Raw genomic sequence first — 25,577 nt, 5'->3', positions numbered from 1 at the left:
GCCCGTCAGGCGGCCTGGTCGAGCTCGGCGAGGCACGCGGCGCCGATCACCTGGCCCCAGTGCTCCGCCCGCTCGTCCTCACCGGCGATCAGCGGTCCACGCGTGCCGTCCACCACGAAGGCGACCGGCTTGCGAAGCAGCCGGAACCCGCGGCGGTGGAGGAGCCGCGCGGCCGTGAGACCGGCGGCCAGTGGCAGCCTGCGCACCTTGGCCACCCGGGTGTCGAAGACCGCGATCCGGGTGGTTCCCATCCGCTCGGGCGTGACGTGGGCGATCCACTCCCGGGCGCCGATCTTCGCCCGGCCGGGGGCCGCTCCCTGGCGGACCGCGTCGGAACGGCTGCTCGGCCTGCTCAGCGAGAAGGCATGGGTGGGCGCGCCCAGCAGGACCAGGTCGACCTCGACCGGTCCGGTCGAGGCCAGGGAGGTGACCGGCACGCTGTGGGCCTGGAACCCAGCCCTCTCCAGCCCCCGGACGACCGCCCGCGCCACCTGCGCGGTGTTGTCAAACATCGACTCGTACACCACGAGGGCGCTGGGCGCGGCCCGGCTCATGACGGCAGGACCTCGGTCGGCTCCGGGACGACGGCAACCGTGGTGTGGGCCCGCTCCACCACGGCGGTCGCGATCGAGCCGGTCACCAGGCGCCCGACGGTGTCGAGGGGGTGGCGGCCGACGACGACGAGGTCCCACGCGGCGGTGCGGCCGCCCAGCACGTCGTCCACCAGCCCGTGCGTGACCCGCAGGGTGACGGGGACGTCGGGGTACTTCTCGCGGAATCCGGCGACGGACTCGGCGAGCAGGAGGTGCGCCTCGTCCTCGGGGCCGAGGTCGACGTCCTCCACCCGGACGTTACGGAGCCCGGCGACCGCGGCGACGACGTCCCACACGCAGTGCACGACCATGAGGGACTGACCGCGCAGCGACGCCTGGGCGAAGGCGAAGTCGAGGACCGCGAGTGAGGACTCAGTGCCGTCGACGCCCACGAGCACGCCCTTGCCGCTGTGCTCCTCGGCGCGGGGCCGGCACACGACGACGGGGCAGTAGGAGAGCCGGCTGACCGCGGTGCTCACCGAGCCCAGCAGCATGCTGCGAACGGTTCCGCGCCCTCGTGAGCCCAGGACCAGCAGGTGCGCCTCCCGGGACAGCTCGACCAGCGTGCCGCGCGGGTCGTCGGCGGCGGTCAGTCCGACCACGTCGACGTCCGGGGCGGTGGCGCGTGCGTGCTGGATGGCTTCGGCGTTGATGCGATGGACGGCACCGTCCTCGGCCGTGAGGACCACGAGGGGGCGTCCTTCGAGTGCCGCCTGCTCGGCGGCCCAGGTGATCGCGCGCTGGGCGTGCTTGGAGCCGTCGGCTCCGACGACGATGCTGCCCGAAGGGATGGGGGTGCTCATGGCTTGTCTCAGCTCTCTGCCGGCGCGTCGGCCTGCGGTACGACGGCCACGGTGGTGTGCGACCGCTCGACGACGGAGGTGGCGACCGCGCCAGTGACCAGGCGCAGTAGCGAGTCGACCGGGTGGCGGCCGACGACGATCAGGTTCCACATCGGGCTGGTGTCGCTCAGGCAGTCCTCGGCCATGCCGCGCGCCAAGCGCAGGTCGACCTCGACCTCGGGGAACTTCGAGGAGATGCCGGCGACGCTCTCGCCGAGCAGGAGCCGGTACTCGTCGAGGCCGGTCTCCCGGGGCGAGACCATGACCGGACCGTGCGCGGCACCGATCTCGTCCCAAACGGCGTGGACGACGGTGAGCGGGAGGTCCATGAGCGAGGCCTGCTGGAAGGCGAACTCGATGACCGGAAGCGACTCGGCCGTGCCGTCGGCACCGACGAGGATGCCCTGCCGGGCCCGCTCCTCGTGACGCTGGGGGCGGCACACGACGACCGGGCAGCCGGCGTCGCGACTGACCGCGGCACTCACCGAGCCGAGCAGCTTGCTGCGCAGCGAGCCGCGACCGCGCGAGCCCATCACGACCATGTGGACGTCGCGCGAGATCTCGACGAGGATCTGACGCGGGTCGCCGATCCGTGCGTCGACCGCGACGGTCAGCCCGGGGTGCAGGTGGTGGGCGACGTCGGCCGCCTCCTGGGCGACGGCACGGGCGCTCGCCAGCATCTGCGTGGGGTCGTAGGTGTAGCCGCCCATGCCGCCCCAGCCCGCGGACGGGACCTCGGGGCCGTGGACGGTGCTCACCACCGTCAGCGGACGACGCTCGAGGAACGCCTGCTCGGCGGCCCAGTGGACTGCGCGGTCGGCGTCGTCTGAGCCGTCGGTCGCGACGACGATGCTGTCGGCTGCGATGGTGTGCTCACGGGTGGGGTCAGTGGTGGTCATGGGTCCAGCCTGGGCCGCCGCCGCCGGGCACGGTACGGGCCGACGCCCCGCGCCCGGCGGGACCTTCGACCCGCGGCTCGAGGCTTACCGTGCGGTCGACGAGGTCCAGACCGGCCGCCCCGTGGGTGATCCAGAGCACCGACCGGTCGTGCTGGCCGGTCAGGACCTCGCGGGCGAGAGCCTCGGCCGTCGGGTGGTCGAGGTGGGCGGTGGGCTCGTCTAGGACCAGGACCGGGTGGTCGGCGAGCAGGGAGCGGGCGACCCCGAGGCGGGCGCGCTCCCCACCGGAGAGGCCGCCGTGTCCCGCACCGAGCCAGGTCCCGAGCCCCTCGGGGAGAGCGTCGAGCCACGGCCCGAGGTGAGCCCTGCGCAGGGCGTCCTCGACCTCGGCGTCGCTCGCGCCGGGCCGGGCGAGGCGGACGTTCTCGGCCACGGTGGTGGCGAAGACGTGGGGGTGGTCGTCGACGAGCCCCACGTGGCGTCGTACGTCGTCCGGCGCGAGGTGCGCCAGCGGAGCGCCGCCCAGCAGGGCGTCGCCGGAGGCGGCGTCGAGGAAGCGCAGCAGGACCGCGGCCAGCGTGCTCTTCCCCGAGCCGGAGGGACCGACGACCGCGACCCGGTCGCCGGGGGCCAGGTCGAGGGTGACGGGGCGCGTCAGCGGCGCTCGCACGTCCCACCGTGCGGTCAGCTCGTCCAGGACGACCGCGTCGTCGCGCGGGGAGGTGCGGCTCGGGAAGTCGGCGACCGCGGGCGGCATGGTCTCGAGGGCTCGCAGCCGGTCGTCGGCCGCGGCGGTCCGCGCGGCGAGGACGCCCGCGTCGGCACAGGGCAGCGCGACGTCGGAGAGGGCCAGGGGGATGAGCACGAGCAGCGCCATCACCGGCCCGGAGAGACTCCCCGCCGCCACCGGGCCCGCGGTGAGCGCGGCCATCGCGGCAACGCCGGCACCGCTGCCGACCAGCACGACGGCGCGTGCCGCGCTCAGCCATCGGGCTGCGGTCGCGGTGACCGCGCCCATCCGTGCACTGGTCTCGGCGACCCGGTCCGCCACGGGGAGGGAGCGCTGCCACATCCGCAGCTCGCTGCCCACCTGGACGGCCTCGACCACCGTGTCCGACAGCCGGGCCCGCAGCCCGACCAGCTGCTGCTCGGCGGTCTGCGCCCCGTGGCGGGCCAGGAGGTACGCGACGCCGCCGAGCAGTGACACCCCGGCCACCACGGCGGCCGCCGTGACGTGCAGGGAGCCGGCGACGACAGTGGCGAGCAGGCCGACGAGGGCGAGCTGGGCCAGCGGCATCCGGACCCGGAGCTGTCGGTCGACGACACTGTCGACGTCGTCGACGACGGTGCTGAGCACGTCACCGCGGCGCCGGCCCAACCGCCCCGGCACGAGCGGGACGAGGGCGTCGTAGACCTCGACGCGACGTCGCGCGAGCAGGCGCAGCGCGGCGTCGTGCGACCAGAGCCGCTCGACGTAGCGCAGCACCGGCCGGGCCAGACCGAAGGCGCGCACACCGACGACGGCCACGAGCAGGGTCAGCACGGCGGGGTGGGTGGAGGCCTGGACGATCAGCCATCCGGCGGTCGCGGTCAGCGCCACCCCGGACGCGGAGGCCAGCGAGCCCAGGACGGTTGCGCCGAGAAGGGCACGTCGCTCGGGGCGGACCGGCGCCGATGCCGGCCCGGCCGACACGGGGACGGGGGAGGAGGTCGCGAGCACCGGCGGACGTGCCGGCGGTGCCGCGGCCGCCGGTGCGGACAGCTCGATGCGCCGGTCGGCCAGGTCGACCAGGCGGGGGCGGTGCGCCACCACGACGACACCGCTGCGGCGGGCGAGGGCCATCACGGTGTCCGCGATGACCTGCTCGGTGAGGTCGTCGAGGTGGGCGGTCGGCTCGTCGAGGAGCACCCAGGGCCGCTCGGCCAACACGATCCGGGCCAGGGCCAGGCGGGCTCGCTCGCCGGCGGACAGTGTCGTGCCGTCCTCGCCGAGCGGGGTGGACAGGCCGTGGGGAAGGGAGCGGACCCGCTCCTCGAGCGCGACCTCGCGCAGCACCTCCCACAGCCGATCGTCGCTCGCCGCCGGCCGGGCGATCCGCAGGTTGTCCGCGATGGTCCCGGCCACGAACTGCGGCTGCTGGGGGAGCCAGGCCACCTGCGCCTGCCAGGCGGGTCCGCCGACCTGCTCGCCGGCCGCGCTGATGGTGCCCGCGTCGAGCGGAACCAGCCCGGCGACGGCGGCGAGCAGGGTGGACTTGCCACACCCGGAGGGGCCGGTGAGCGCGGTGATGCCGCGGTCGGGGATCAGGGCGGTGACGTGCTGCACCGCCGGGGCGGTGCGACCGGGCCAGGTGACGCTGACGTCGCTCAGGGCCAGGGCGGCACCCGGCGAGGCAGCGTGGTCGAGTTGCTCGAGGGGGGCGGCGGCAAGCAGGTCGTGGACCGCCTCGAACGTCGCGGTGCCCTCGGAGGCGGCGTGGAACTCGGCGCCGACCCGGCGCAGCGGCCAGTACGCCTCCGGAGCGAGGAGCAGGACGACCAGGGCGGTGTGCAGGCCCAGGCCGCCTCCGGCGAGCCGGACGCCGACGGTCACCGCCACCAGGGCCACCGACAAGGTGGCGACCAGCTCCAGCACGGCGGAGGACGCGAAGGCGATCCGCAGCGTGCGCAGCGATGCCCGCCGGTAGCGGTCCGTGACCTCGGCGATCCGCGCGGACTGGGCGCGGGCGCGACGGTGCGCGACCAGGGTCGGCAGGCCGCGCACGACGTCGAGGAAGTGGCCCGACAGCGAGGCCATCGCCCGCCACTGCTCGTCGGCCCGGTCACGGGTGGCGAGGCCGACCAACGCCCCGAAGACCGGGACCAGGGGCAAGGTGGCGAGGACGATCACGGCGCTGAGCAGGTCCTGGGTGGCGATCGCGACCACCGTCAGCGGCGGCAGCACCGCCGCGACGACCAGGGCCGGGACGTAGCGGGTGACGTAGGGCTCCACGGCCGCCACGCCGCGCGTGGCCAGCACCGCCTCCTCGCCCGAGGAGGCGGCGGCGCCGGCCCGCTCGACGTAGGCCCGCACGAGGCGGTGGCGCAGCACCGTGCCCACGACGCCCGCGGCGCGGGTGGCGCACAGGTCGCCCGCCGCGCCGGCCAGGGCACGCAGCGCGAGCACGGCGACCACGCCCAGCGCCCAGCCGGTGAGCTCGCCGCCCCGCAGGACGGCCACGACGAGGCCGGTCACCACCCAGGCCTGGGCGATCACCACCGCGCCGCTCACGACGCCGGCCACGACCACCCCGGACAGCTCGGCCCGCGCCGGCGCCAGAAGGGAGCGCAGGCGCGGGTCCGAGGGCCTCATCGGGTGCCCGCGGGCTCGGCCGGGCTGCTGGCGGGGATGTGGTGGGTGGCGATCCGCTTGCGGAACACCCAGTAGGTCCAGCCCTGGTAGGCGAGCACGAGCGGCGTGAAGATCACCGCGGTGACCGTCATGATCTTCAGCGTGTACGCCGTCGCGGCGGCGTTGGTCGTCGTCAGGCTGGTGCCGCCGACCAGCGTGCTCGGCATGACGTCGGGGAACAGCGCGAGGAACAGCCCGCCGACGGCCAGGGCGATCGTGACGAAGGTGCCGAGGAAGGCCCAGCCCTCACGGCCCGCCTGCGCGGCGATGCCCGCGCCGATGAGCGCGAGCGCGGCGACCGCGAACGCGACGGCCGAGCTCACGGTCCCGGTCTGCTGCTGGGTCCAGGCGAGGAACGCCACGGCAAGCACGGCGGTGACGACGACGGCCCGCACGGCCAGGTTGCGCGCCCGGTGCCGGATCTCGCCGTCGGTCTTGAGAGCGATGAAGAGCGCACCGTGGGTGACGAACAGAGCCAGCGTGGTGAGGCCGCCCAGCAGGGCGTAGGGGTTGAGCAGGTCGAAGAACCCGCCGACGTACTCGAGGTCGGCGTCGATCTCGACCCCGCGCAGGATGTTGGCGAATGCGACTCCCCACAGCAGCGCCGGCACGAACGAGCCGACGATGATCGCCATGTCCCACCGGGACTTCCAGCGGTCGTCGGGTCGCTTGGCCCGGTACTCGAAGGCCAGGCCGCGCACGATCAGGGCGACCAGGATCAGCAGCAGTGGCAGGTAGAACCCGCTGAACAAGGTGGCGTACCACTCGGGGAAGGCCGCGAAGGTCGCACCTCCGGCGACCAGCAGCCAGACCTCGTTGCCGTCCCAGACCGGACCGATCGTGTTGATCATGACGCGGCGCTCGGTGTCGTCGCGGGCGAGGACGGGCAGCAGCATGCCGACGCCGAAGTCGAACCCCTCGAGAGTGAAGTAGCCGATCCACAAGATGGCGATCAGGCTGAACCAGACGGTGGTGAGCTCCATGGTGTGATCTCCTCGTGGGCGCTCAGTAGGCGAAGGCGAGGGGGCGGTCCTCGCCGGAGTCGGTCGGTACGTCGGGGGGCAGCTCGTCGGCGCCCTTGCCGATCCAGGTGAGCAGCAGCCGCACCTCGACCACCGCGAGCACGCCGTAGACGGCCGTGAGGGTGATCAGCGAGATCCAGGCCTCGGTGGTGGTGAGGCCGGGGGAGACCGAGTGCGCGGTGGTCATCAGGCCGAAGACGGCCCAGGGCTGACGGCCCATCTCGGTGAAGATCCAGCCGAAGGAGTTGGCGAACAGCGGGAGGAGCGGCAGGGCGATCGCGGCGGCGAGCACCACCTTGCCCTGCGGGACGCGGTCCTTGCGGGTGGCCCACAGGATCCACAGCGCCAGCGCGGCGCCGGCCATGCCGAGCCCGATCATCAGGCGGAAGGTCCAGTAGGTCAGCGGGATGATCGGGGTGTAGTCGCCGGGGGAGTAGTACGCCGCACCGGGGTCGCTGCCGTAGGTCTCGCGGTACTGCTCGCGCAGCTGGTTGATGCCCTCGACCTCGCCGTCGGTGGTTCCCGTCGCCAGGTAGGACAGCAGGCCCGGGACCTTGACCGAGAAGGTCTCCTTCTCGCCGTCGAGGGTGCCGAGCTGGAAGATGGAGAAGTCGGCGGGCGCCTCGGTGTCGTAGAGCCCCTCGGCCGCCGCCATCTTCATCGGCTGGACCTCGGTCATGATCTTGCCCTGGACATCGCCGCTGAGCACGACGCCGAGCGCCGCGACCAGCATGATCCAGGCGCCGGTGCGGACCGCGGGGCGGTAGACGGCCCGGTCGGCGTCGGTCCGCGCGCGGCGCAGGTGCCACACGGCGACGGCGACCACGAACGCGGCGCCGGTCATGTACGCCGACAGCACCACGTGCGGGAAGGTGACGAGCTGGACCTTGTTGAACAGCACCGCGGCGAAGTCGTTCATCTCCGCGCGACCGGTGTCCGGGTTGAACGCGTAGCCGACGGGGTTCTGCATCCACGAGTTGGCGGCCAGGATGAAGTACGCCGAGAACAGGGTCCCGACGTGCACGAGCACGATGCAGGCGGCGTGCAGCTTCGGGGACAGTCGGTCCCAGCCGAAGATCCACAGGCCGAGGAAGGTCGACTCGAGGAAGAAGGCCAGCAGCCCCTCCACGGCCAGCGGCGCACCGAAGATGTCGCCGACGAAGCGCGAGTAGTCGCTCCAGTTCATCCCGAACTGGAACTCCTGCACGATCCCGGTCACGACGCCGATCGCGAAGTTGATGAGGAACAGCTTGCCGAAGAACTTGGTGAGGCGCAGCCAGCGCTCGTCACGGGTCCGCAGCCAGGTGATCTCGTAGCCCGCGATGATCGCGGACAGTCCGATCGTGATGGGGACGAAGAGGAAGTGGTAGACGGTCGTGATGGCGAACTGCCACCTCGCGATGTCGGTCGGGTCCACGGTTGCTCCTGGCAGGGGTCGAGGGGCGTCACAGGCATTCGCCCGGTGTCGACCACGCTAGAGAGCGGCGGTGTTCCCGCCCTACGGTCCGATTGCCCGTCGCGGTGGGACCTTTGGCCTCCGGGGCGCGGGACCGCAGACGGTCTCGGTCAGCCACGTGGCCGCGCGGGCGGCCGCGGCAGCAGCGGTGATGCCGATCGCCTCCGCGAGCATGCATGCCCGCGGCCAGGCCAGGCTCACCGCTGCAGGACGTCGCGCAGCGGGCGTCGTGGCGTTCGGGGAAGGTCGCGCCGACCGATCGCCTGCCAGCCGACGCGTAGGAGCAGGTGCGGCTCGAACCCACCGGTGAGGACCGTGGTGGCGATCTCGTGACGGGTGCTCTCCACCTCCATCGGCTGGCTCATCGGGACGACCGACATCCCCTCGCGGGTGGCCTCGAGCCAGAGGTCGCTCATCGCCTCGCCGGTGCTCAGCCAGCCGGCGACGTCGTCGTGCTCGCCGCCGAGGGCGATGACCCGCTCCCCGCTGTGGATGACCAGGCGCGTGTCCTCGAGCACCCCCGGCCGGAAGCGGGACCGGGCGTGGAGCGGGTCGGGATCGTCGGGCAGCAGCTCCAGGGGGATGCCGTCCGGGCCCTCCCGGTCGATCCACCGGTCCTGCTCGAGCAGGCGTCGTCCCTCGACCTCGAGGAAGCTGATGGCGCGGTTGGCGAGCAGCTCGAGCCGGAACCGGGCCGCGTCGCTGGTCACCGCCTCGCTGCGCGCGCCCCACAGCTCGGCACGCCGGCACAGGTCGTCGAGTCGATCGGTCGGCACCGGCCACGCCGTGAACCTGCGCCGGTCCGTGCACCGGGTCCGCAGCAGGTCGATGTCTCCCCGGGCGACCCCGAACCGGGCGGTGCGGCTGACCGTGACGCGGGCGAGCAGGGCCTGGTCGGCGGGATCCGGGAGTCGTTCGACGGCCGTCTCCCAGCCGAGGGCGCGCGCGGCGAACTGCAGGTGGTGCAGGGCGGCGCCGCAGCTGATGACCATGTTCCGTCCGCGCGGGTCCTCCGCGGGCAGCCGTCGCCCCAGGTCCGCGTGCAGCTCGAGCACACCGGCGTCGTAGCGCCACAGCCACGGCTGGGTGTTGTGCACGCTCGGCGCCAGGCAGGCCAGCGACACCAGGCGCTCCACCACAGCGGCCGGCGCCTGCTCACGGCGCGTCTCGAGACGGTTAGGCATGGCAGCGGTTCCCCCTCTTCCTTCGCTGGCTCCCAGGGTGCCCGACCCGAGACGGGCCGGAGCAGGGCAAAAGGTCCTCAACGCGCAGGCGCCGAGTCCCGGCGCGGAGCGGGGCGTGGGGCTACCGTGGGCCCTGTGAGCGACGAAGCGACCCGTGCCGAAGCGACCCGTGAGGGCGACCAGCAGATCCGCGTCTACCTGCTCGACGACCACGAGATGATCCGCCGCGGCATCCGTGACCTGCTCGAGAGCGAGGGCGACATCGTCGTCGTCGGCGAGTCCGACTCGGCCGCCGAGGCCGCCCGCCGGATCCCGGCCCTGCGCCCCGACGTGGCCATCCTCGACGGACGTCTCCCGGACGGCTCCGGCATCGACGTGTGTCGCGACGTGCGTTCCCAGGACCCGTCGATCAAGGCGCTCATCTTGACGTCGTACGACGACGACGACGCGCTCTTCGCGGCGATCATGGCCGGCGCGGCGGGCTATGTGCTCAAGCAGGTCCGCGGCACCGACCTGCTCGACATCGTGCGCCGGGTCGCCGCCGGGCAGTCCACGCTCGACCCGTCGGTGACCGCACAGGTGCTCGACCGGATCCGGTCCGGCCCGCCGGTCAACAAGGAGCTCGAGTCACTCACCGACCAGGAGGGCCGGATCCTCGACCTGATCGGCCAGGGCCTGACCAACCGGCAGATCGCTCGCGAGCTGCACCTCGCCGAGAAGACGGTGAAGAACTACGTGTCCTCGCTCCTGTCCAAGCTCGGCATGTCGAGCCGCACCCAGGCCGCCATCTACGCCGTCAAGCATCCGCCGAACCCGAGCTGACGATCCGGCGTCCGCTCAGCGAGCGCACGCCGATGCGCAGACCCAACAGGCGCGAGCCGGTCGCCCACGGGTGAGGGCCCTCGCTCGGGCGCTCCTCGCGCTCGCACCGGCCCCGGACCAGCACGCTCCACCCACGCCGGTGCTCGTCGTCGATCTCGTCCACCTCGAAGGCCACCTCCTGGCCGGCGCAGTCGCGCGCCATCAGGGAGTAGGGCGTGGTGCGCAGCAAGATCGCCTCGCCGTCGACCGCGAAGTTGACGGGGACGACCGACACTCCCTGGTCCCCGGACCAGGCGATCCGGCCCACGGGGCGCGAGCGGAGGAGGTCCCAGCACTCGTCGTCGGACAGCACCACCAGCCGGCCCGGCCGGACATCGGACGTCGACATCGCCGACCACCTCCTTCTCGATCGCACCTCCATCGTCGTCCTGGATCGCGCCGCGCGCCAGGTCGCGGGTCCCGCAATATTCGGGTCCTTGTGCCCGCGACGAGGTAGCGTCTTCCTCGTGGAGGGTGCAGAGTCCGAGCCGTCGGTCGAGCTGGGCCAGTTCGAGTTCGAGGACCTGGTCCGCGAGGTCCGGGACCGGATGCACGGTGCCCTCGACCAGCAGGCACGACTGCAGCTGCTCCTCGACGCGGTCGTCACGATCTCGGCCGACCTCAGCCTCGATGGCGTCCTGTCCCGCATCGTCTCGATCGCCAGTCGCCTGGTCGACGCGCGTTACGCCGCTCTCGGGGTGCTCAGCGCCGGTCGTCAGCGGCGGCTGCGCACCTTCATCCACCACGGCATCTCGGGCGACCTGGCCGCGGAGATCGGTGACCTGCCGACCGGCCACGGGCTGCTCGGCCTGATCATCGACCGCCCCGAGCCGCTGCGGCTGCACGACATCGCCGAGCACCCGGCGTCGTACGGCTTCCCCGAGCACCACCCCCCCATGAGCTCCTTCCTCGGCGTGCCGGTGCGGATCCGGGACCGCGTGTTCGGCAACCTCTACCTGACCGAGAAGGCGGGCGGCGGCGACTTCACCGCCGAGGACGAGGAGATCGTCGTCGCGCTGGCAGCGGCCGCGGGCGTCGCCATCGAGAACGCCCGGCTCTACGAGGAGACGACGGCCCGGGAGACGTGGGCCCTCGCGACCGCCGCGCTGGGCTCCGTCCTGGCCGAGCCGGACCCGGCCGACGACCCGGTGGCGGACCTGGTGGCGCAGGCGCGTGACCTCGCGGGGGCCGACGCGGCCTGGGTCGAGCTGGTCGACGACGACGACCGTTCCCGGGTGATCGCGCGCAGCGGGGCCGAGGAGGTGGGGGAGGACACGCCGGTGCTGACGGTCCCGTTCAGCCCGTCCTCGGCGTCGGCCGGCACGCTGTCGCTGGCCTGGTCGCCGGAGCACGAGGACCGCTACTACGCCCTGGACGCCAAGCTCGTCACGGCGTACGCCGAGCAGGCGACGCTGTCGCTCCAGCTCGCCGAGGCCCGGGAGGATCGTCGCCGGCTCGCGGTCTTCGAGGACCGCGACCGGATCGGCCGCGACCTGCACGACCTGGTGATCCAGCGCCTCTTCGCCGTCGGGCTCGGGCTGCAGGGGGCCACCCGTCTGGTCCAGAAGCCCGAGGTCGCGGCGCGCATCGAGCAGGCCGTCGACGATCTCGACGCCACCATCAAGGACATCCGGCGCGCGATCTTCGGTCTGAGCTCGCTGGAGTCGGCCGGTGACGTGCAGGCCGAGGTCACCCGGCTGGTGGAGCGGGCCGCCGCGACGCTGAAGTTCCGCCCGTCGCTCAGCTTCGAGGGGCCCGTGCGCACGCTGGTCCCCGACGAGGTCGTGCCGGACCTGCTGGCCGTCCTCGCGGAGGGGCTGTCCAATGCGAGCCGGCACGCCGAGGCGAGCGCGGTCCAGGTCGTGCTCGAGGCCGGGGACCAGGTCGTGCTGGTCGTGCGCGACAACGGCCGCGGGATGTCGGAGGTCGTGGCGGAGAGCGGGCTGGCCAACATCCGCTCGCGCGCCGTGCAGCGCGGCGGGAGCCTGGTCGTCGAGACCGCGCCCGGGGGCGGCACGGCCCTGATCTGGTCGGTGCCGGGCCGGGGGAGCGCTACCGGACGATGATCGTCCGCGTGTCGCTCATCGGGGTGCCGCCCGCACCGCCCGAGGGGTCGTCCTCCTCGACCAGCACGACGTAGCTGCCGGGCATGAGGGACACCGTGAAGGAGTAGGGGGCGAACCGCTGACCCCGGCTGGTCATGGTCGTACCCTGCTGGGCCACCGCGCCGTCTGCGGTGAGGACCTGCCAGGACAGCTGCGCCTCGAACACCGCCGCGATGCCGTCCACGCTCACCGGCGAGGTGAGCGCGGCGCCTTCGCCGGGATGGTCGATCTGCACGAGCAGCCGTACGTCGACAGGCCGCCCCCGGGTCACCGGGCGGTCCCAGGCCAGCACTCCCCACAGCTCGCCGGCCCGGCGGCCCTCGATCAGGAGCTGGACCGGCATGCCGCGGCCGAGGACCTCGGTGACGGTGTAGACCAGCTGCTGGACCATCCGCGCCGCGGCCTCGGAGCCGACGTTGGCCCGCCGGGCATCGGCCGACAGGTCGACCTCGATGACGCCTGCGCTCCGCCGCACCGACAGCACCCGCGTCCCGGGGGCCCACGTCGTGGTGTAGTCGGGGTCCGTCGGCCCCGCGATCATCGCCTCGACGGCGCTCCTCGCGGGGTCGGCGGCGTCCAGGCTGCGCTCCTCGCGGGCGAGGCGTACCCCGGCGCGGGTGTCGATGAGGAAGTACACGCCCGAGGTCACCCTCGGGGGCACGCTCGGGCTGCCACTCGGGCTGGTACTAGGGCTGCTGCTCGAGCTGGTGCTCGGGCTGGGACGGGCCGGACCGTCCCCGGGCTCGTCCGTCGCGCACCCGCTGACGACGGCGAGCGCGAGGACGAGCCCGACCAGTGCTGGACACCGCATGACGTCCCTCTCTCGCTGCTCGCCGTCCCGGTCAGGACAGCGCCGCCCCCAGGGCCAGCGCGCCGGTGCCCAGCACCAGCAGGATGCCGACCAGCGGCAGCACGAACCGCAGGTACTGGTCGTAGCGGACCTTGGCCAGTGCGAGTCCGCCCATCACCACGGCGGAGGTCGGGGTGATCAGGTTGACCACGCCCGAGGCCGACTGGAAGGCCGTCACCACGACCGAGCGCTGCACGTTGGCGAAGTCGGCGAGCGGCGCGAGGATCGGCATCGCTAGGGCGGCGTGGCCGGAGGTCGAGGGCACCAGGAAGGCGAGGGGGACGTTGATCAGGAACATCACGGCGCCGAAGACGCCCGAGGAGGTTCCGCTGACCGTGTTCTCCATCGCGTGCAGCACGGTGCCGGTGATGTCGGTGTTGTTCATGATGACTGTGACACCGCGGGCGAGCACGATGATCAGGCCCACGCCGACGAAGTCGCCGGCGCCGCGGGTGAGCGCCTCGCTGACGCCGTGCTCGCCGAGCCCGCCGACGATGCCGACGACCAGGGACATGACGAGGAACAGCGCGGCGAGCTCGGGGAAGTACCAGTCGAGCTGCCAGGAGAAGCTCGCCGCGTCGGGGCCGTGGATGACCTGCGCCCACGGCACGATCGCGAAGATCATGAAAGCGAAGGTGACCGCGACGATCGCGAGCACCGACTTCTGTCGTCCGCTCAGGCCGGGGACGTCCCGCAGGCCGTGCGCGCGCAGCTCGTCGTCGCCGGCGACCGGGCCGACCATCGAGCGGGACGGGTCCGCCTTGACCCGGCGGGCGTAGCGAACGACCCACCAGACGGCGACCGGCACCAGGACGACGTACATGGCGAACCGGAACGCGATGCCGTCGCCGATCGAGATGTCGGCCGCGTCGGAGGCGACGCCGGTGGCGAACGGGTTGACCGTCGAGGCCAGCACCCCGATGCCCGCCCCGAGCAGGATCGTGGCGGCCGCGACCATGCGGTCGTAGCCGAGGGCCAGCATGAGCGGGATCAGCAGGGCGTAGAAGCCGAGGGTCTCCTCGGCCATGCCCTCCGTGGTGCCGCCGATGGAGAACAGGACCATCAGCACGGCGATCAACGCGGTGCCGCGTCCGCTCATCCGCTGGGCGACCCGGGCCACGCCGTCGTCGATGGCGCCCGTGCGCATCGCCATGGTGATGAAGATGCCGATCGCCAGCACGAAGAGGAAGACCCCGGCGGCGCCGTACAGCTCCCCGGACTCGTAGGGCCCGATCTTCCCGTCGGAGTTGAGGACGCCGTACAGGCCGTTGACGGGTGCCAGGAACAGGTCCATGAGCCGGTCGCCGAAGGACAGGCCGCTGTCGGAGGTGGCGTAGGTGCCGGGGATCGGGCGCCCGCTGTCGGCGTCGGTCTGGTACGTCCCGGACGGGATGACGAAGGCGAGCAGCCAGACGGCGATCGTGACACCGAACAGGACCGCGAAGGCGCTGGGGAAGTGGAAGCTGCGCCGGTGTTCCGACGTCTCGCCGGGCGGCGGGCCGGCGGGTTGCTCGGCGCGATGGGTCGTGCTCATGTGGATACCTCCTGTGCGATCCATGTCCCGACTACGGAAGCACTGCCGCGGTCGGGGCGAGATCGGTCGATGTGCCCGAGGCGTCGGGACCTATGACCCCTCCGCAACTCGGCCGAGCCGCGCAGGATCGAGCCAGACACGAGAGAGGAACCCCCATGAACCTGCACGTCGACTCCGAGGTGGGCGCCCTGCGTCAGGCGATCCTGCACCGGCCGGGCCTGGAGCTGATGCGGCTCACCCCCACCAACAAGGACGCCTACCTGTTCGACGACGTCCTCTGGGTCAAGCGGGCCAAGCAGGAGCACGACGCCTTCGCCGAGGCGCTGCGCGACCAAGGGGTCGAGGTGCACCTGCTCGACCGGCTGCTCGCCGAGACGATGGCGATCCCGGAGGCCCGTCGCCACGTGCTCGACGGCACCTTCGACGAGCGGGTCTACGGGCCGCTGGGGGCCGACACGTTGCACAACCTGTGCACCAGCATGCCGGCCGACGAGCTGGCCACCCTGCTCATCGGCGGGCTGACCAAGCGCGAGCTGCTGGAGCTCATCGAGGAGCCGCAGTCGGTGGTGGTGCAGGTGATGGGTGCCGACGACTTCGTGGTGCCGCCGCTGCCGAACCACCTCTTCACCCGCGACACCTCCGCGTGGGTGTACGACGGGGTCTCGGTCAACGCGATGCGCAAGCGTGCCCGCACCCGGGAGACCGTCCACTACGAGGCGATCTACCGCTGGCACCCCTCCTTCGCGGACGCCGGCTTCCACTGGTGGGCCGACGGCTCCACCAACGCCCCGGCCACCACGGAGGGCGGAGACATGCTCGTGCTCGGCCGCGGCTCGGTGCTCGTCGGCATGAGCGAGCGCACGACCCCGCAGGGGGTGGAGCGGCTGGCCCGGCGGATCTTCGCCTCCGGCAGCGCGCAGCGCATCGTCGCCCTGGCCCTGCCGCAGAAGCGGGCCTTCATGCACCTCGACACCGTGATGACGATGGTCGACGAGGAGACCTTCACGCAGTACGCCGGGCTCGGCCCGCTGCCGTCGTACACGATCGAGCCGGGCGACACCGACAAGGAGCTGGCCATCACCGCCCACGCGCCCGACGACATGCACACCGCGATCGCGGCCGCGCTGGGCCTGGAGCGGATCCGGGTGCTCACCCCGACCCAGGACGTCCGATCGGCCGAGCGGGAGCAGTGGGACGACGGCTGCAACGTGCTCGCCGTGCGGCCCGGCGTCGTGGTCGCCTACGAGCGCAACGTCACCACCAACACCCATCTGCGCAAGAACGGCATCGAGGTGATCACCATCGAGGGCAGCGAGCTGGGCCGCGGCCGGGGTGGTCCGCGCTGCATGACCTGCCCCATCGAGCGTGAGGGGATCTGAGCCGATGGCCGCGCCCCTGCGCAACCGCTCCTTCCTCAAGGAGCTCGACCACACGCCCGAGGAGTGGCGCTACCTGCTCGACCTGGCCGCCACCCTCAAGGCGGCCAAGCGGGCCGGCACCGAGCAGCCCCGGCTGACCGGCAAGAACATCGCGCTGATCTTCGAGAAGACCTCGACCCGCACGCGGTGCGCCTTCGAGGTCGCCGCCCACGACCAGGGCGCGCGGGTCACCTACCTCGACCCCACCGGCTCGCAGATCGGGCACAAGGAGTCGATGGCCGACACCGCCCGCGTCCTCGGCCGGATGTACGACGGCATCGAGTACCGCGGCTCGCGGCAGTCCGACGTCGAGGTCCTCGCCGAACGCTCGGGCGTGCCGGTGTGGAACGGCCTCACCGACGAGTGGCACCCCACCCAGACGCTGTGCGACATGCTGACCATGCGCGAGCACACCGGCAAGCCGGATCGGGAGATCTCCTTCGCCTACCTCGGGGACGCGCGCAACAACATGGGCAACTCGCTGCTCGTCGCCGGTGCCCTGATGGGGATGGACGTGCGGATCGTCGCGCCCCGCGCCCTGTGGAACTCAGAGAGCGTCGTCCGGCAGGCCACGGCGGTGGCCGAGCAGACCGGCGCCCGGCTGCTGCAGACCGAGGACGTCGCGGAGGGCGTGGCCGGCGTCGACTTCCTCTACACCGACGTCTGGCTCTCGATGGGCGAGCCGAAGGAGCGTTGGCCCGAGCGGATCGCGCTGCTGCGCGGCTACCAGGTCGACGCGGGGGTCGTGAAGGCCACCGGCAACCCGGCCGTCCGGTTCATGCACTGCCTGCCGGCCTTCCACGACCGGCACACGAAGGTGGGCGAGGAGATCTACCAGCAGACCGGGCTCACCGCCCTCGAGGTGACCGACGAGGTGTTCGAGTCGCCCCACTCCATCGTGTTCGACCAGGCGGAGAACCGGATGCACACCATCAAGGCGGTCCTCGTCGCGACGCTGGGCGGCTGAGGTGCGCATCGTGGTCGCCCTCGGGGGCAACGCGCTGCTGGCGAGGGGTGAGCGGCCGGACGCCGACGTGCAGGAGGCCAACGTACGACGGGCGGTGGCCGCCCTGGCCCCGCTGGCCGCGCACCACGAGCTCGTCATCACCCACGGCAACGGTCCCCAGGTCGGGGTGCTGGCCCTGCAGAGCGCGTCCGACCCGCGACTGACCACGCCGTACCCGTTCGACGTGCTCGGGGCGCAGACTCAGGGGATGATCGGCTACTGGCTGCTCCAGGCGCTCCAGAACCGGCTCCCCGGACGGCAGGTCGCGGCGATCGTCAACCAGACCCTGGTCTCCGCCGCCGACCCGGCCTTCGACCGGCCGACCAAGTTCGTCGGGGAGGTGTACCCCGAGGCCGAGGCGCACCGCCTGGCGGCCGAGCGCGGCTGGACGGTGTCTCGCGACGGCAGCGGCTGGCGTCGTGTCGTCGGGTCGCCCCGGCCCGAGCGGGTCGTGGAGACGCCGCTGATCCGCGCGCTGCTGCGCCTCGGTGCCGTCGTCGTGTGTGCCGGCGGGGGAGGCGTCCCGGTGGTGCGCGACGAGCTGGGCGAGCTCAGCGGCGTCGAGGCCGTGGTCGACAAGGACCTGGCCAGCGCGGTGCTGGCCGAGGCGCTGGACGCCGACGCGCTGCTGGTCCTCACCGACGTGCCCGCCGTGATGCGGGGCTTCGGCACCCCGGACCAGGCGGCCATCCATCGCGAGACGCCGGCCGGCCTGCGCCAGCTGGACTTCCCGGCAGGCTCGATGGGGCCCAAGGTCGACGCGGTGTGTCGGTTCGTCGAGCTCACCGGTGGGATGGCGGCCATCGGCGCACTCGACGACGCCGAGGCGATCCTCGCGGGCACCTCCGGCACCGTGGTCACCCCGTCGGGTCGCTACGACGGCCCGGTGTCCTCGCCGGGCGTGTCGCCGTGACCGACGCGTCGCCTGCGGCCCCTGCCGGGGCGCTCGCGGGTGGTCTGGACGAGCAGCAGGTCGAGGAGAGCCGCCGTGCCCACGGCGCCAACGTGGTGCCTCCGGCGCGCCGCAGGCCTGCGTGGCGGCTGCTCGTCGACCAGATGACGCACCTGCTCGCGGTGCTGCTGTGGGTCGCGGCGGGCCTCGCGGTGATCGCCGGCATGCCCGAGCTGGGCGCCGCCATCTCGGTCATCGTCGTGCTCAACGCGCTGTTCGCGTTCTGGCAGGAGTTCCACGCCGACCGCTCCACCGAGCGACTGCGCGCGCTGCTGCCTGTTCGGGCACGAGTGATGCGAGCGGGGCGCCTGGCCGAGGTCGACGTGACCGATCTCGTCGTCGACGACGTCGTGCTGCTCGACGCCGGTGACCGGGTGGGCGCGGATCTGCAGGTGATCACCGCGAAGGGGCTCGCCCTCGACGAGTCGATGCTGACGGGCGAGAGCGCCGCCGTGCCGCACGATGTCGGTGACCTGCTCATGTCCGGGACCTTCCTCACCCAGGGCACCGCGCGGGCCCGGGTGGTGGCCGTCGGGCGGGCGACGACGCTCGCCGGGATCTCCCGGCTCTCGGAGGGCGCCGAACGCCCGCCGAGTCCGCTCACCGTGCAGCTGCGGAAGGTCGTCCGGGTGATCGCGGTGGTCGCGTTCACGGTGGGCATCGGTCTCGGGGTCGGTTCGCTGGCGCTCGGGCTCGACGCGACCGAGGCGTTCCTCTTCGGCGTCGGCGTCTCCGTGGCACTGGTTCCCGAGGGCCTGCTCCCGACCGTCACGCTGTCGCTGGCCCGCGGTGCCCAGCGCATGGCGAGCGAGCACGCGCTCGTCCGGCGACTCGACGCGGTCGAGACGCTGGGGGCGACGACCTTCATCTGCACGGACAAGACCGGCACGATCACCCAGAACCGGATGAACGTCGTCACGGTCGTCACCCCGTCCGGGCGCCACGACATCGCGGGCGACGGCTACGCGCCGACGGGCAGGGTCACCGGGACGGGTGACCCTGCCGACCTGCGGCAGGCGGCGCTGTCCGGTCTGCGCTGCGTGACCGGGCGCATCCGGGAGCGGGACGGGACCTGGGCGGCCGTCGGTGACCCGATGGAGGCCGCACTGCACGCCCTCGCCCTGCGGGTCGGGGCGCCGGTCGAGGACGTGGTCGTCCGGCGTCCCTACACGGCCGAGCGGATGCTGAGCTCGGCGTGGTACGACGGGCAGGTCGCCGTCCTCGGGGCGCCCGAGGCCGTGCTCGGCCGGTGCCGTGCCGTGCCCGACGCGATCCGCACGGCGCTCGCGGACCTCACCTCGGCGGGCCTGCGCGTGCTCGCGGTCGCCGGTCGGGCCGCCGACGAGGCGACGAACGAGACCAACGAGCACGACCTGGAGCTGCACGGCCTCCTCGGGCTCCAGGACCCGCCGCGACCCGACGTCGGCAAAGCGCTCGGCCAGTGCCGCCGCGCGGGCATCCGGGTCGCCATGCTCACCGGCGACCACCCCAGCACGGCCCAGGCCATCGCCCGCCAGGTCGGCCTGCTGCACGAGGGGGGAGTGGTCGTCGAGGGGCGCGACCTGCCCGACGACGACCACGCGCTGGCGGACCTGCTCGACTGCGAGCAAGGAGCGGTCGTGGCTCGGGTCGCGCCCGCGGACAAGCTGCGGATCGCTCGCGCGCTGCGTGGACACGGACACGTGGTCGCGATGACGGGTGACGGCGTGAACGACGCGCCGGCCCTGCGGATGGCGGACGTCGGGGTCGCGATGGGAGCCAGCGGTAGCGACGTCGCGCGCGAGGCGGCCGACCTGGTGCTCCTCGACGACCACTTCGCGACGATCGTGACCGCGGTCGAGCTCGGCCGGGCGACGACCCAGAACGTGCGCCGGTTCCTCACCTTCCACCTCACCGACAACGTGGCCGAGCTGGCGCCCTTCGCCGCCTGGGCCCTCAGCGGTGGCAACTTCCCCCTCGCGATCAGCGTGCTCCAGGTGCTGGCCCTCGACATCGGCACCGACATACTGCCGGCGCTCGCCCTCGGCGCCGAGCCGGGGCGGGCCGACGTGATGCGGGGACGGCGGCGGCGCACGCTCATCGACCGGGCCCTCGCGGTCCGAGCCTTCCTCGTGCTCGGACTCACCGAGGCGGTGCTCGCCCTCGCGGCGTTCACCGCGGTCCTGCTCACGCACGGCTGGCGGTGGGGCGACACGCCGTCGTCGGCGACCCTCGCGCTGGCCTCCGGCACGGCGTTCGCCGTCATCGCCGGCACCCAGGTCGCCAACGCGTTCGCCTGCCGCAGCACCCGCCTGCCGGTCTGGCGCCTCGACCTGCTCGGCAACCGGCTGGTCCTTGCCGCCGTCGCCGCCGAGGTCGTCCTGCTCCTGGTCTTCCTCGGCGTGCCCGACGTCGCGGAGCTGCTGGGCGGCAGCTTCCCCGACGCCCGAGGCTGGCTGCTGGTCCTGGCAGCCGCCGGGATCCTGCTCCTCGTCGACGGCCTCGCCAAGTCACTGCGCAGGACCAAGGTCCCCGCAGGCACGGGCGCGGCGACCCTGCCCGTCGCCCGGACACCCCGCGAGGCTCGGAGCGACCCCGAGGAGGAACCATGACCACCACCCAGCCGCGCCCGGTTGTCGTCGGGCACGACGGCACCGAGGCCAGCAGCGGTGCCCTGAGCTTCGCGATCGCCGAGGCCCGGCGCAGCGGAGCACCACTCCGGATCGTGCACGCCATGGTGTTGCACACCTCCCCGTTCGTCGACCTGCCGGTCCTCGCCGAGGAGCTGGACGCCGAGCGGCAGCAGGTGGAGGCGACCCTGCGCTCCGAGGCGGCCCGGTCGGCCGACGGCGTCGAGGTCGAGGTCGTCATCCGCCACGGCGGTCCCGCCGCGGTGCTGCTGGACGCGGCCGCCGACGCCCGCCTGGTCGTCCTCGGACGCGAGCACCGCAGCGGGCTCCAGCGGTTCCTCGGGGGCGCCACGACGGAGGACGTCGCGGCGCACACGCGCGCGCAGGTCGTCGTCGTGCCCGACGGCTGGCGGGACGATCGCCCGTCCCGGCACCGGGTCGTGGTCGCCCTGAAGGGCCCCGAGCACAGCACCGAGCTGGTCGGCACCGCCTTCCGCCGGGCGGAGCAGTCCGGCGCCGTGCTGCGGATCGTCCACGCCTGGGTTCCCGACGACCGCGTCGAGGGCCGCCGCCCCGACGGGTGGACGCCTCAGGAGCTGCTCGTCGACCGGGCGGCCGCGACCATCGACGAGCTGGTCCAGCCCTGGCGACGCGCCTACCCGTCGGTCACCGTGAGCGTCGAGGTGCATGTCGCGGACCCGCGGGCCGACCTGCTCCAGGAGACCGCGGCCGCCGACCTCGTCGTCCTGCTGCGCGCCGACTCGCCGGCCGTCGGGCCCCATCTCGGCCGCGTGCTCCGCCCGCTGCTCCACACGGCGGACTGCCCCGTGCTGGTGGTGCCCGCGACGGACGCCGAGCTCCCGCCTCTCGACCTCGAGCTCGAGCGCGCCGGCACCCTCCTGCGATGACCGGTGCCGCGGAGGCCTTCTTCGCGGGAGACCCGCTCGCCTCCCGGATCCACGAGCGTGTGGTCGCCGAGGTCATGGCGGCGGACGGCGTCGAGACCAAGGTCAGTCGCTCCCAGATCGCCTATCGACTCTCCGGTCGACGCGGGCGCACCTTCGCCCTGGTGTGGCGCCCCGGTCGGTACCTGCGCTCCGACGTGCCGCTGGTGCTCTCCCTGCCGCTGCGCGAACGGCTCGACTCGCCCCGCTTCAAGCAGGTCGTCCAGGTCGCTGCGCGCACCTGGATGCACCACCTTGAGCTCCGCGACCCCGACGAGGTCGACGACGAGGTGCGCTCCTGGATCAGGCTGGCCCGCGCCGAGGCCGGCGCAGGTCCCGCACCGCGAGCGGCACGATGACGGCGAGGGCGGGGACCACCCAGAACAGGAATCCCCACCCGAACAGCACCAGCAGCAGGTGGAAGACGATCACGCCCACCCAGCCGACGCGGGCCGCGCGCCCGCCGGCGAGCAGGGCTGCCCCGAGGCCGATCTCCCCGGCCATCAACAGCAGCCCGTAGAGCTCGGGGCGAGCCATCACGACCTCGGCCCAGGCGTCGCGGACGAACGGGAACAGCGCGTCGTCGGCGAACGGCCGGTAGAACTCCGGGTCCGCCGCCACGATGCCGAGGTGGACGCCGCCGGTCATCACGAAGAAGCCGCCCACCAGCCTCCGACCGAGGTTGCCGGGGGCGGTGCGCGCGCTGGGTGCGGGTCGGTGCATGGCCACGACGCTAGGAGGGCTGCGGCGTGCGGGGCAGGGCCCGAGTGTCTCGGCGCGCAGGCACTTGGTCCCGGCGCCGCGGGTGCTTCGCCCCTGCCCGGACGCGGCCGGGAGCGGGACGCTCAGCAGGTCAGGACGTCCACGACGCGAGGGAGCACGACGATGATGTGGGACGACGACCGCTACTACCTGGGCTGGCCCGGCATGGTGCTGGTGATGGTGCTGTTCTGGGCCCTGGTGGGTGTCGGGGTCTACGTCGGCGCCCGGTGGCTCGGTCGTGACCAGACCTCGTCCGACCCGCTGGACATCGTCGACGAGCGCCTCGCGCGCGGCGAGATCGACGTCGAGGAGTACGCGCGCCTGTGGCAGGCCATCGAGGACCGCCGTTCCGAGGTGCGGTCCCGATGACCTCGCTCCCTCAGGACCTTGGACCCTGCACCGCGCCGTCCGCTCCGGCGAGGATCCTGGCGTGACCAGCTTCGTGCACTCCTTCAGCGCCCCGGGCACCCCCGACCGTGACCAGCTGGGAGGCAAGGGCGCCGAGCTCGCCCGGATGGTGCAGCTCGGCCTGCCGGTCCCGCCGGGGTTCACCATCACCACGGCTGCCTGCCGACACGTGTTCGAGCACGGCACCCGGCCCGCGGGGCTGACCGGCGACATCGAGCACCACCTGGCCCTGCTCGAGGAGGAGACCGGACGGCGCCTCGGTGACGGCGAGCAGCCCCTGCTCGTCTCCGTGCGCTCCGGTGCGGCCAGCTCGATGCCCGGCATGATGGACACCGTCCTCGACATCGGCCTGAACGACGAGACCGTCGCCGCGCTCGCTCGCGTGACCGGCGACGACCGCTTCGCCTGGGACTGCTACCGACGGCTCGTGCAGATGTTCGGGGAGACCGTCCTCGGTGTCCCGGCCGAGCGCTTCGGGGAGCTGGTGGCCGCCGTGGTCGCCGAACACGGTGCGGAGGACCTCGCCGGGGTCGGGGCCGACGGGCTCCGCGACCTGGTCGAGCGGGGCGACGCGCTGTGCCGGGAGGTGGCGGGGCGGTCCCTTCCCCAGGACCCCCGTGAGCAGCTCGACCTCGCCATCGACGCCGTGTTCGCCTCCTGGCACGGCGAGCGCGCCCGCCTGTACCGCAGCAGGTTCGGCATCCCCGACCATCTCGGGACCGCCGTCAACGTCCAGGCGATGGTGTTCGGGAACCGCGGCGCCGCCTCGGGGAGCGGCGTCGCCTTCACCCGCGACCCGGCGACCGGCGACCTCGGCGACTACGGCGAGTACCTGCCCGACGCGCAGGGCGAGGACGTCGTCTCCGGCACCCGCACCGCCGTGCCGATGGCGCGGCTGCGCGAGCTCGACCGGCCGACGTACCACCAGCTCCGCGCGATCATGGGCACGCTGGAGCGCCACTACCGCGACCTGTGCGACATCGAGTTCACCGTCGAGGACGGCCGGCTCTGGATCTTGCAGACCAGGGTCGGCAAACGGAGCCCCGCCGCGGCCTTCCGGATCGCGGCCGACCTGGTCGAGGAGGGGATGATCACCGAGGACGAGGCACTGGTGCGCGTCAGCGGTGAGCAGCTCACGCAGCTGATGTTCCCCCAGCTCGACGCCGGGTCGGCCGGCCCGCCGGCTGCGGCGGGGCTCGCCGCGTCGCCGGGCGCGGCCGCGGGCCGCGTCGTCCTCGACAATGCCACCGCCGTCGCCATGGCGGCGCGGGGCGAGGACGTCGTGCTGGTGCGGCCCGAGACCAGGGCCGACGACCTGCCCGGCATGGTCGCCGCGCGGGCCGTGGTGACGGCCCGCGGCGGGCGGACCTCGCATGCTGCCGTCGTGGCCCGGGGCATGGGACTTCCGGCCGTGTGCGGCATCGAGGGCCTCGAGATTGACCTGACGACCCGCCAGGTCACCCTCGCCGGTCGACCCGTGTTCGCGGAGGGCGACGTGGTGTCGGTCGACGGCGGCACCGGTCGGGTCTACTGCGGCCACCACCGCACCGTCCCCGCCGAGGTGACCCGCTGGCTCGAGGGGGAGAACGTCGAGTCCCCGCTGGTCTCCGCTGTCGCCCGCCTGCTGGCGCACGCCGACCGGACCCGCCGGGTCGGGGTGCGGGCCAACGCCGAGACCGGGCACGACGTCGAGCGCGCCGTCCGGTTCGGTGCCGAGGGGGTCGGCCTGGTCCGGACCGAGCACATGTTCCTGGGGGATCGCAGGACCTACGTCGAGAGGGTGCTCATCGGCAGCGACGCCGAGCGCGAGGACGCACTGCGCGAGCTGCACGCCCTCCAGCGCGAGAGCTTCGCCGTCCTGCTCGCCGCGGCAGGAGGTCGTCCGGTGACGATCCGCCTGCTCGACGCTCCGTTCCACGAGTTCCTGCCCGACCTGACGGAGCTGGCGGTCTGCGCCGCGACCGCGCAGGTGCGGGGCAACCCGAACCAGGCCCTCGAGGACCGGCTGGCCGCCGTACGACGCCACCACGAGGAGAACCCGATGACAGGGCTGCGCGGCGTGCGGCTCTCGATCCTGCGCCCCGAGCTGGTGGTCGCCCAGGCCTCGGCCGCGTTCGAGGCGGCCGCCGACCTCCGCGACCGCGGCTGCCCGTGCGACCTCGAGCTCATGGTCCCGCTGGTGAGCTCGGCGCAGGAGCTGGCCGTCGTCGCCCGGTCGGTCGCGCAGGCCGCCGACGACGTCGCAGCCCGCCGCGGCCGGGTGCCGTACCGGCTCGGCACGATGGTCGAGACGCCCCGGGCGGCGGTCACCGCGGGCCCGCTGGCGCAGCGGGCCGACTTCCTCTCCTTCGGCACCAACGACCTCACGCAGCTGACCTGGGGCCTGTCCCGCGACGACGCGGAACGCTCGTTCCTCCCGCGCTACCTCGACGACGGCGTGCTCCGGTCCTCGCCGTTCACCACGATCGACGAGGAGGGGGTGGGACGCCTGGTCGGCCTCGCGGTCGACGAGGCTCGCGCGAGCCGACCGGGGATCCCGGTCGGCGTGTGCGGCGAGCACGCCGGTGACCCCGCCTCGATCGGGTTCCTGGCTGGGCTCGGCGTGAGCTACCTGTCGTGCTCGCCGTTCCGGGTGCCCGTGGCCCGGCTGGAGGCCGGTCGTGCCGCGGTGCTGGCCGAGGGCTGCCCCGCGGACCGGTTCGACGAGCTCGCCGCCCCGATCCCGGCGACGGCGGGGTGAG

Annotated in this window: 21 protein-coding genes; 10 read left to right on the top strand and 11 right to left on the bottom strand. The window is 73.2% G+C overall.

Annotated elements, in window-relative coordinates:
* Positions 1 to 5: 5 nt before the first annotated feature.
* The 7 genes from KU893_RS14640 to KU893_RS14610 form a co-directional block, all read right to left on the bottom strand.
* On the bottom strand, positions 6 to 554 hold the full coding sequence (locus KU893_RS14640) for a flavodoxin family protein (RefSeq protein ID WP_218235096.1): 549 nt from the start codon (positions 552 to 554) through the stop codon (positions 6 to 8).
* Entirely contained in the window at positions 551 to 1,396 is an 846-nt protein-coding gene (locus KU893_RS14635) for a universal stress protein (protein WP_218235095.1), read from the bottom strand. Before KU893_RS14635 ends, KU893_RS14640 begins: the two co-directional genes overlap by 4 nt.
* Positions 1,397 to 1,404: 8 nt before the next feature.
* The gene (locus KU893_RS14630; RefSeq protein WP_218235094.1) at positions 1,405 to 2,334 is read right to left on the bottom strand and encodes a universal stress protein; all 930 of its coding nucleotides are present in this window, start codon (positions 2,332 to 2,334) and stop codon (positions 1,405 to 1,407) included.
* Complete coding sequence (cydD, locus tag KU893_RS14625; RefSeq protein WP_218235093.1) at positions 2,321 to 5,686, bottom strand: thiol reductant ABC exporter subunit CydD; 3,366 nt, start codon at positions 5,684 to 5,686, stop codon at positions 2,321 to 2,323. The genes KU893_RS14630 and cydD overlap by 14 nt, the downstream gene beginning before the upstream one ends.
* Positions 5,683 to 6,708: a cytochrome d ubiquinol oxidase subunit II gene (gene cydB / locus KU893_RS14620; protein WP_218235092.1), complete on the bottom strand. Its 1,026-nt coding sequence runs from the start codon at positions 6,706 to 6,708 to the stop codon at positions 5,683 to 5,685. The genes cydD and cydB overlap by 4 nt, the downstream gene beginning before the upstream one ends.
* A gap of 22 nt (positions 6,709 to 6,730) precedes the next feature.
* On the bottom strand, positions 6,731 to 8,164 hold the full coding sequence (locus tag KU893_RS14615; RefSeq protein WP_218235091.1) for a cytochrome ubiquinol oxidase subunit I: 1,434 nt from the start codon (positions 8,162 to 8,164) through the stop codon (positions 6,731 to 6,733).
* Positions 8,165 to 8,400: 236 nt separating this feature from the next.
* Positions 8,401 to 9,387 carry an Acg family FMN-binding oxidoreductase gene (locus KU893_RS14610; RefSeq protein ID WP_218235090.1) on the bottom strand — a complete coding sequence of 329 codons (987 nt, stop codon included), beginning with the start codon at positions 9,385 to 9,387 and terminating at the stop codon, positions 8,401 to 8,403.
* 135 nt (positions 9,388 to 9,522) lie between these two features.
* On the opposite strand from KU893_RS14610, the gene KU893_RS14605 reads away from it, so the two are divergent.
* On the top strand, positions 9,523 to 10,209 hold the full coding sequence (locus KU893_RS14605) for a response regulator (RefSeq protein ID WP_308167225.1): 687 nt from the start codon (positions 9,523 to 9,525) through the stop codon (positions 10,207 to 10,209).
* Here the strand turns inward: KU893_RS14605 and KU893_RS14600 are convergent.
* Positions 10,184 to 10,597, bottom strand: coding sequence for a pyridoxamine 5'-phosphate oxidase family protein (locus KU893_RS14600; protein ID WP_218235089.1), 414 nt, complete (start codon positions 10,595 to 10,597; stop codon positions 10,184 to 10,186). The genes KU893_RS14605 and KU893_RS14600 overlap by 26 nt on opposite strands.
* A gap of 118 nt (positions 10,598 to 10,715) precedes the next feature.
* Between KU893_RS14600 and KU893_RS14595 the strand changes: the two genes are divergently transcribed.
* Positions 10,716 to 12,314 carry a GAF domain-containing sensor histidine kinase gene (locus tag KU893_RS14595; RefSeq protein ID WP_257441277.1) on the top strand — a complete coding sequence of 533 codons (1,599 nt, stop codon included), beginning with the start codon at positions 10,716 to 10,718 and terminating at the stop codon, positions 12,312 to 12,314.
* On the opposite strand, the gene KU893_RS14590 is transcribed toward KU893_RS14595, so the two are convergent.
* Positions 12,301 to 12,990, bottom strand: coding sequence for a GerMN domain-containing protein (locus KU893_RS14590; RefSeq protein WP_218235088.1), 690 nt, complete (start codon positions 12,988 to 12,990; stop codon positions 12,301 to 12,303). The two genes, KU893_RS14595 and KU893_RS14590, sit on opposite strands and share 14 nt — an antisense overlap.
* 205 nt (positions 12,991 to 13,195) lie before the next feature.
* On the bottom strand, positions 13,196 to 14,737 hold the full coding sequence (locus tag KU893_RS14585; RefSeq protein WP_218235087.1) for a YfcC family protein: 1,542 nt from the start codon (positions 14,735 to 14,737) through the stop codon (positions 13,196 to 13,198).
* A 155-nt stretch (positions 14,738 to 14,892) separates the two neighbouring features.
* Here KU893_RS14585 and KU893_RS14580 point away from each other — a divergent pair, with 155 nt between their 5' ends.
* The 6 genes from KU893_RS14580 to KU893_RS14555 are packed head-to-tail and all read left to right on the top strand — an operon-like array spanning position 14,893 to position 22,025.
* On the top strand, positions 14,893 to 16,116 hold the full coding sequence (locus KU893_RS14580) for an arginine deiminase (protein WP_218235086.1): 1,224 nt from the start codon (positions 14,893 to 14,895) through the stop codon (positions 16,114 to 16,116).
* Between the two features lie 4 nt (positions 16,117 to 16,120).
* Positions 16,121 to 17,122 carry an ornithine carbamoyltransferase gene (gene argF, locus KU893_RS14575; RefSeq protein WP_218235085.1) on the top strand — a complete coding sequence of 334 codons (1,002 nt, stop codon included), beginning with the start codon at positions 16,121 to 16,123 and terminating at the stop codon, positions 17,120 to 17,122.
* Between the two features lies 1 nt (position 17,123).
* A complete protein-coding gene (arcC, locus tag KU893_RS14570) occupies positions 17,124 to 18,074 on the top strand; it encodes a carbamate kinase (protein WP_218235084.1) in 951 nt (316 codons plus the stop codon).
* Entirely contained in the window at positions 18,071 to 20,704 is a 2,634-nt protein-coding gene (locus KU893_RS14565) for a cation-translocating P-type ATPase (RefSeq protein ID WP_218235083.1), read from the top strand. The genes arcC and KU893_RS14565 overlap by 4 nt, the downstream gene beginning before the upstream one ends.
* Entirely contained in the window at positions 20,701 to 21,630 is a 930-nt protein-coding gene (locus tag KU893_RS14560) for a universal stress protein (RefSeq protein ID WP_218235082.1), read from the top strand. The genes KU893_RS14565 and KU893_RS14560 overlap by 4 nt, the downstream gene beginning before the upstream one ends.
* Complete coding sequence (locus KU893_RS14555; protein WP_218235081.1) at positions 21,627 to 22,025, top strand: DUF5655 domain-containing protein; 399 nt, start codon at positions 21,627 to 21,629, stop codon at positions 22,023 to 22,025. Before KU893_RS14560 ends, KU893_RS14555 begins: the two co-directional genes overlap by 4 nt.
* Here the strand turns inward: KU893_RS14555 and KU893_RS14550 are convergent.
* A complete protein-coding gene (locus KU893_RS14550) occupies positions 21,970 to 22,389 on the bottom strand; it encodes a hypothetical protein (RefSeq protein WP_218235080.1) in 420 nt (139 codons plus the stop codon). The two genes, KU893_RS14555 and KU893_RS14550, sit on opposite strands and share 56 nt — an antisense overlap.
* A gap of 162 nt (positions 22,390 to 22,551) precedes the next feature.
* Between KU893_RS14550 and KU893_RS14545 the strand changes: the two genes are divergently transcribed.
* Both KU893_RS14545 and ppdK read left to right on the top strand, forming a co-directional pair.
* On the top strand, positions 22,552 to 22,797 hold the full coding sequence (locus KU893_RS14545; RefSeq protein WP_218235079.1) for an SHOCT domain-containing protein: 246 nt from the start codon (positions 22,552 to 22,554) through the stop codon (positions 22,795 to 22,797).
* A gap of 61 nt (positions 22,798 to 22,858) precedes the next feature.
* The gene (gene ppdK, locus KU893_RS14540) at positions 22,859 to 25,576 is read left to right on the top strand and encodes a pyruvate, phosphate dikinase (RefSeq protein WP_218235078.1); all 2,718 of its coding nucleotides are present in this window, start codon (positions 22,859 to 22,861) and stop codon (positions 25,574 to 25,576) included.
* The last annotated feature ends 1 nt before the right edge of the window (position 25,577 follow it).

This window comes from Nocardioides daeguensis (assembly GCF_019192965.1).
GTDB classification, from domain to species: domain Bacteria; phylum Actinomycetota; class Actinomycetes; order Propionibacteriales; family Nocardioidaceae; genus Nocardioides; species Nocardioides daeguensis.
The sequence above is the reverse complement of the archived record's forward strand: the minus strand, read 5'-3'. Positions and strand labels throughout refer to the sequence as shown.

Excerpts from the sequence above, each read along its gene's own strand:
- KU893_RS14560 (WP_218235082.1), top strand. The coding sequence starts at position 20,701 with ATGACCACCACCCAGCCGCGCCCGGTTGTCGTCGGGCACGACGGCACC.
- KU893_RS14610 (WP_218235090.1), bottom strand. The coding sequence starts at position 9,387 with ATGCCTAACCGTCTCGAGACGCGCCGTGAGCAGGCGCCGGCCGCTGTG.
- KU893_RS14555 (WP_218235081.1), top strand. The coding sequence starts at position 21,627 with ATGACCGGTGCCGCGGAGGCCTTCTTCGCGGGAGACCCGCTCGCCTCC.
- KU893_RS14635 (WP_218235095.1), bottom strand. The coding sequence starts at position 1,396 with ATGAGCACCCCCATCCCTTCGGGCAGCATCGTCGTCGGAGCCGACGGC.
- KU893_RS14585 (WP_218235087.1), bottom strand. The coding sequence starts at position 14,737 with ATGAGCACGACCCATCGCGCCGAGCAACCCGCCGGCCCGCCGCCCGGC.
- KU893_RS14550 (WP_218235080.1), bottom strand. The coding sequence starts at position 22,389 with ATGCACCGACCCGCACCCAGCGCGCGCACCGCCCCCGGCAACCTCGGT.
- KU893_RS14545 (WP_218235079.1), top strand. The coding sequence starts at position 22,552 with ATGATGTGGGACGACGACCGCTACTACCTGGGCTGGCCCGGCATGGTG.
- argF (WP_218235085.1), top strand. The coding sequence starts at position 16,121 with ATGGCCGCGCCCCTGCGCAACCGCTCCTTCCTCAAGGAGCTCGACCAC.
- cydD (WP_218235093.1), bottom strand. The coding sequence starts at position 5,686 with ATGAGGCCCTCGGACCCGCGCCTGCGCTCCCTTCTGGCGCCGGCGCGG.
- KU893_RS14640 (WP_218235096.1), bottom strand. The coding sequence starts at position 554 with ATGAGCCGGGCCGCGCCCAGCGCCCTCGTGGTGTACGAGTCGATGTTT.
- KU893_RS14580 (WP_218235086.1), top strand. The coding sequence starts at position 14,893 with ATGAACCTGCACGTCGACTCCGAGGTGGGCGCCCTGCGTCAGGCGATC.
- KU893_RS14630 (WP_218235094.1), bottom strand. The coding sequence starts at position 2,334 with ATGACCACCACTGACCCCACCCGTGAGCACACCATCGCAGCCGACAGC.
- cydB (WP_218235092.1), bottom strand. The coding sequence starts at position 6,708 with ATGGAGCTCACCACCGTCTGGTTCAGCCTGATCGCCATCTTGTGGATC.
- KU893_RS14600 (WP_218235089.1), bottom strand. The coding sequence starts at position 10,597 with ATGTCGACGTCCGATGTCCGGCCGGGCCGGCTGGTGGTGCTGTCCGAC.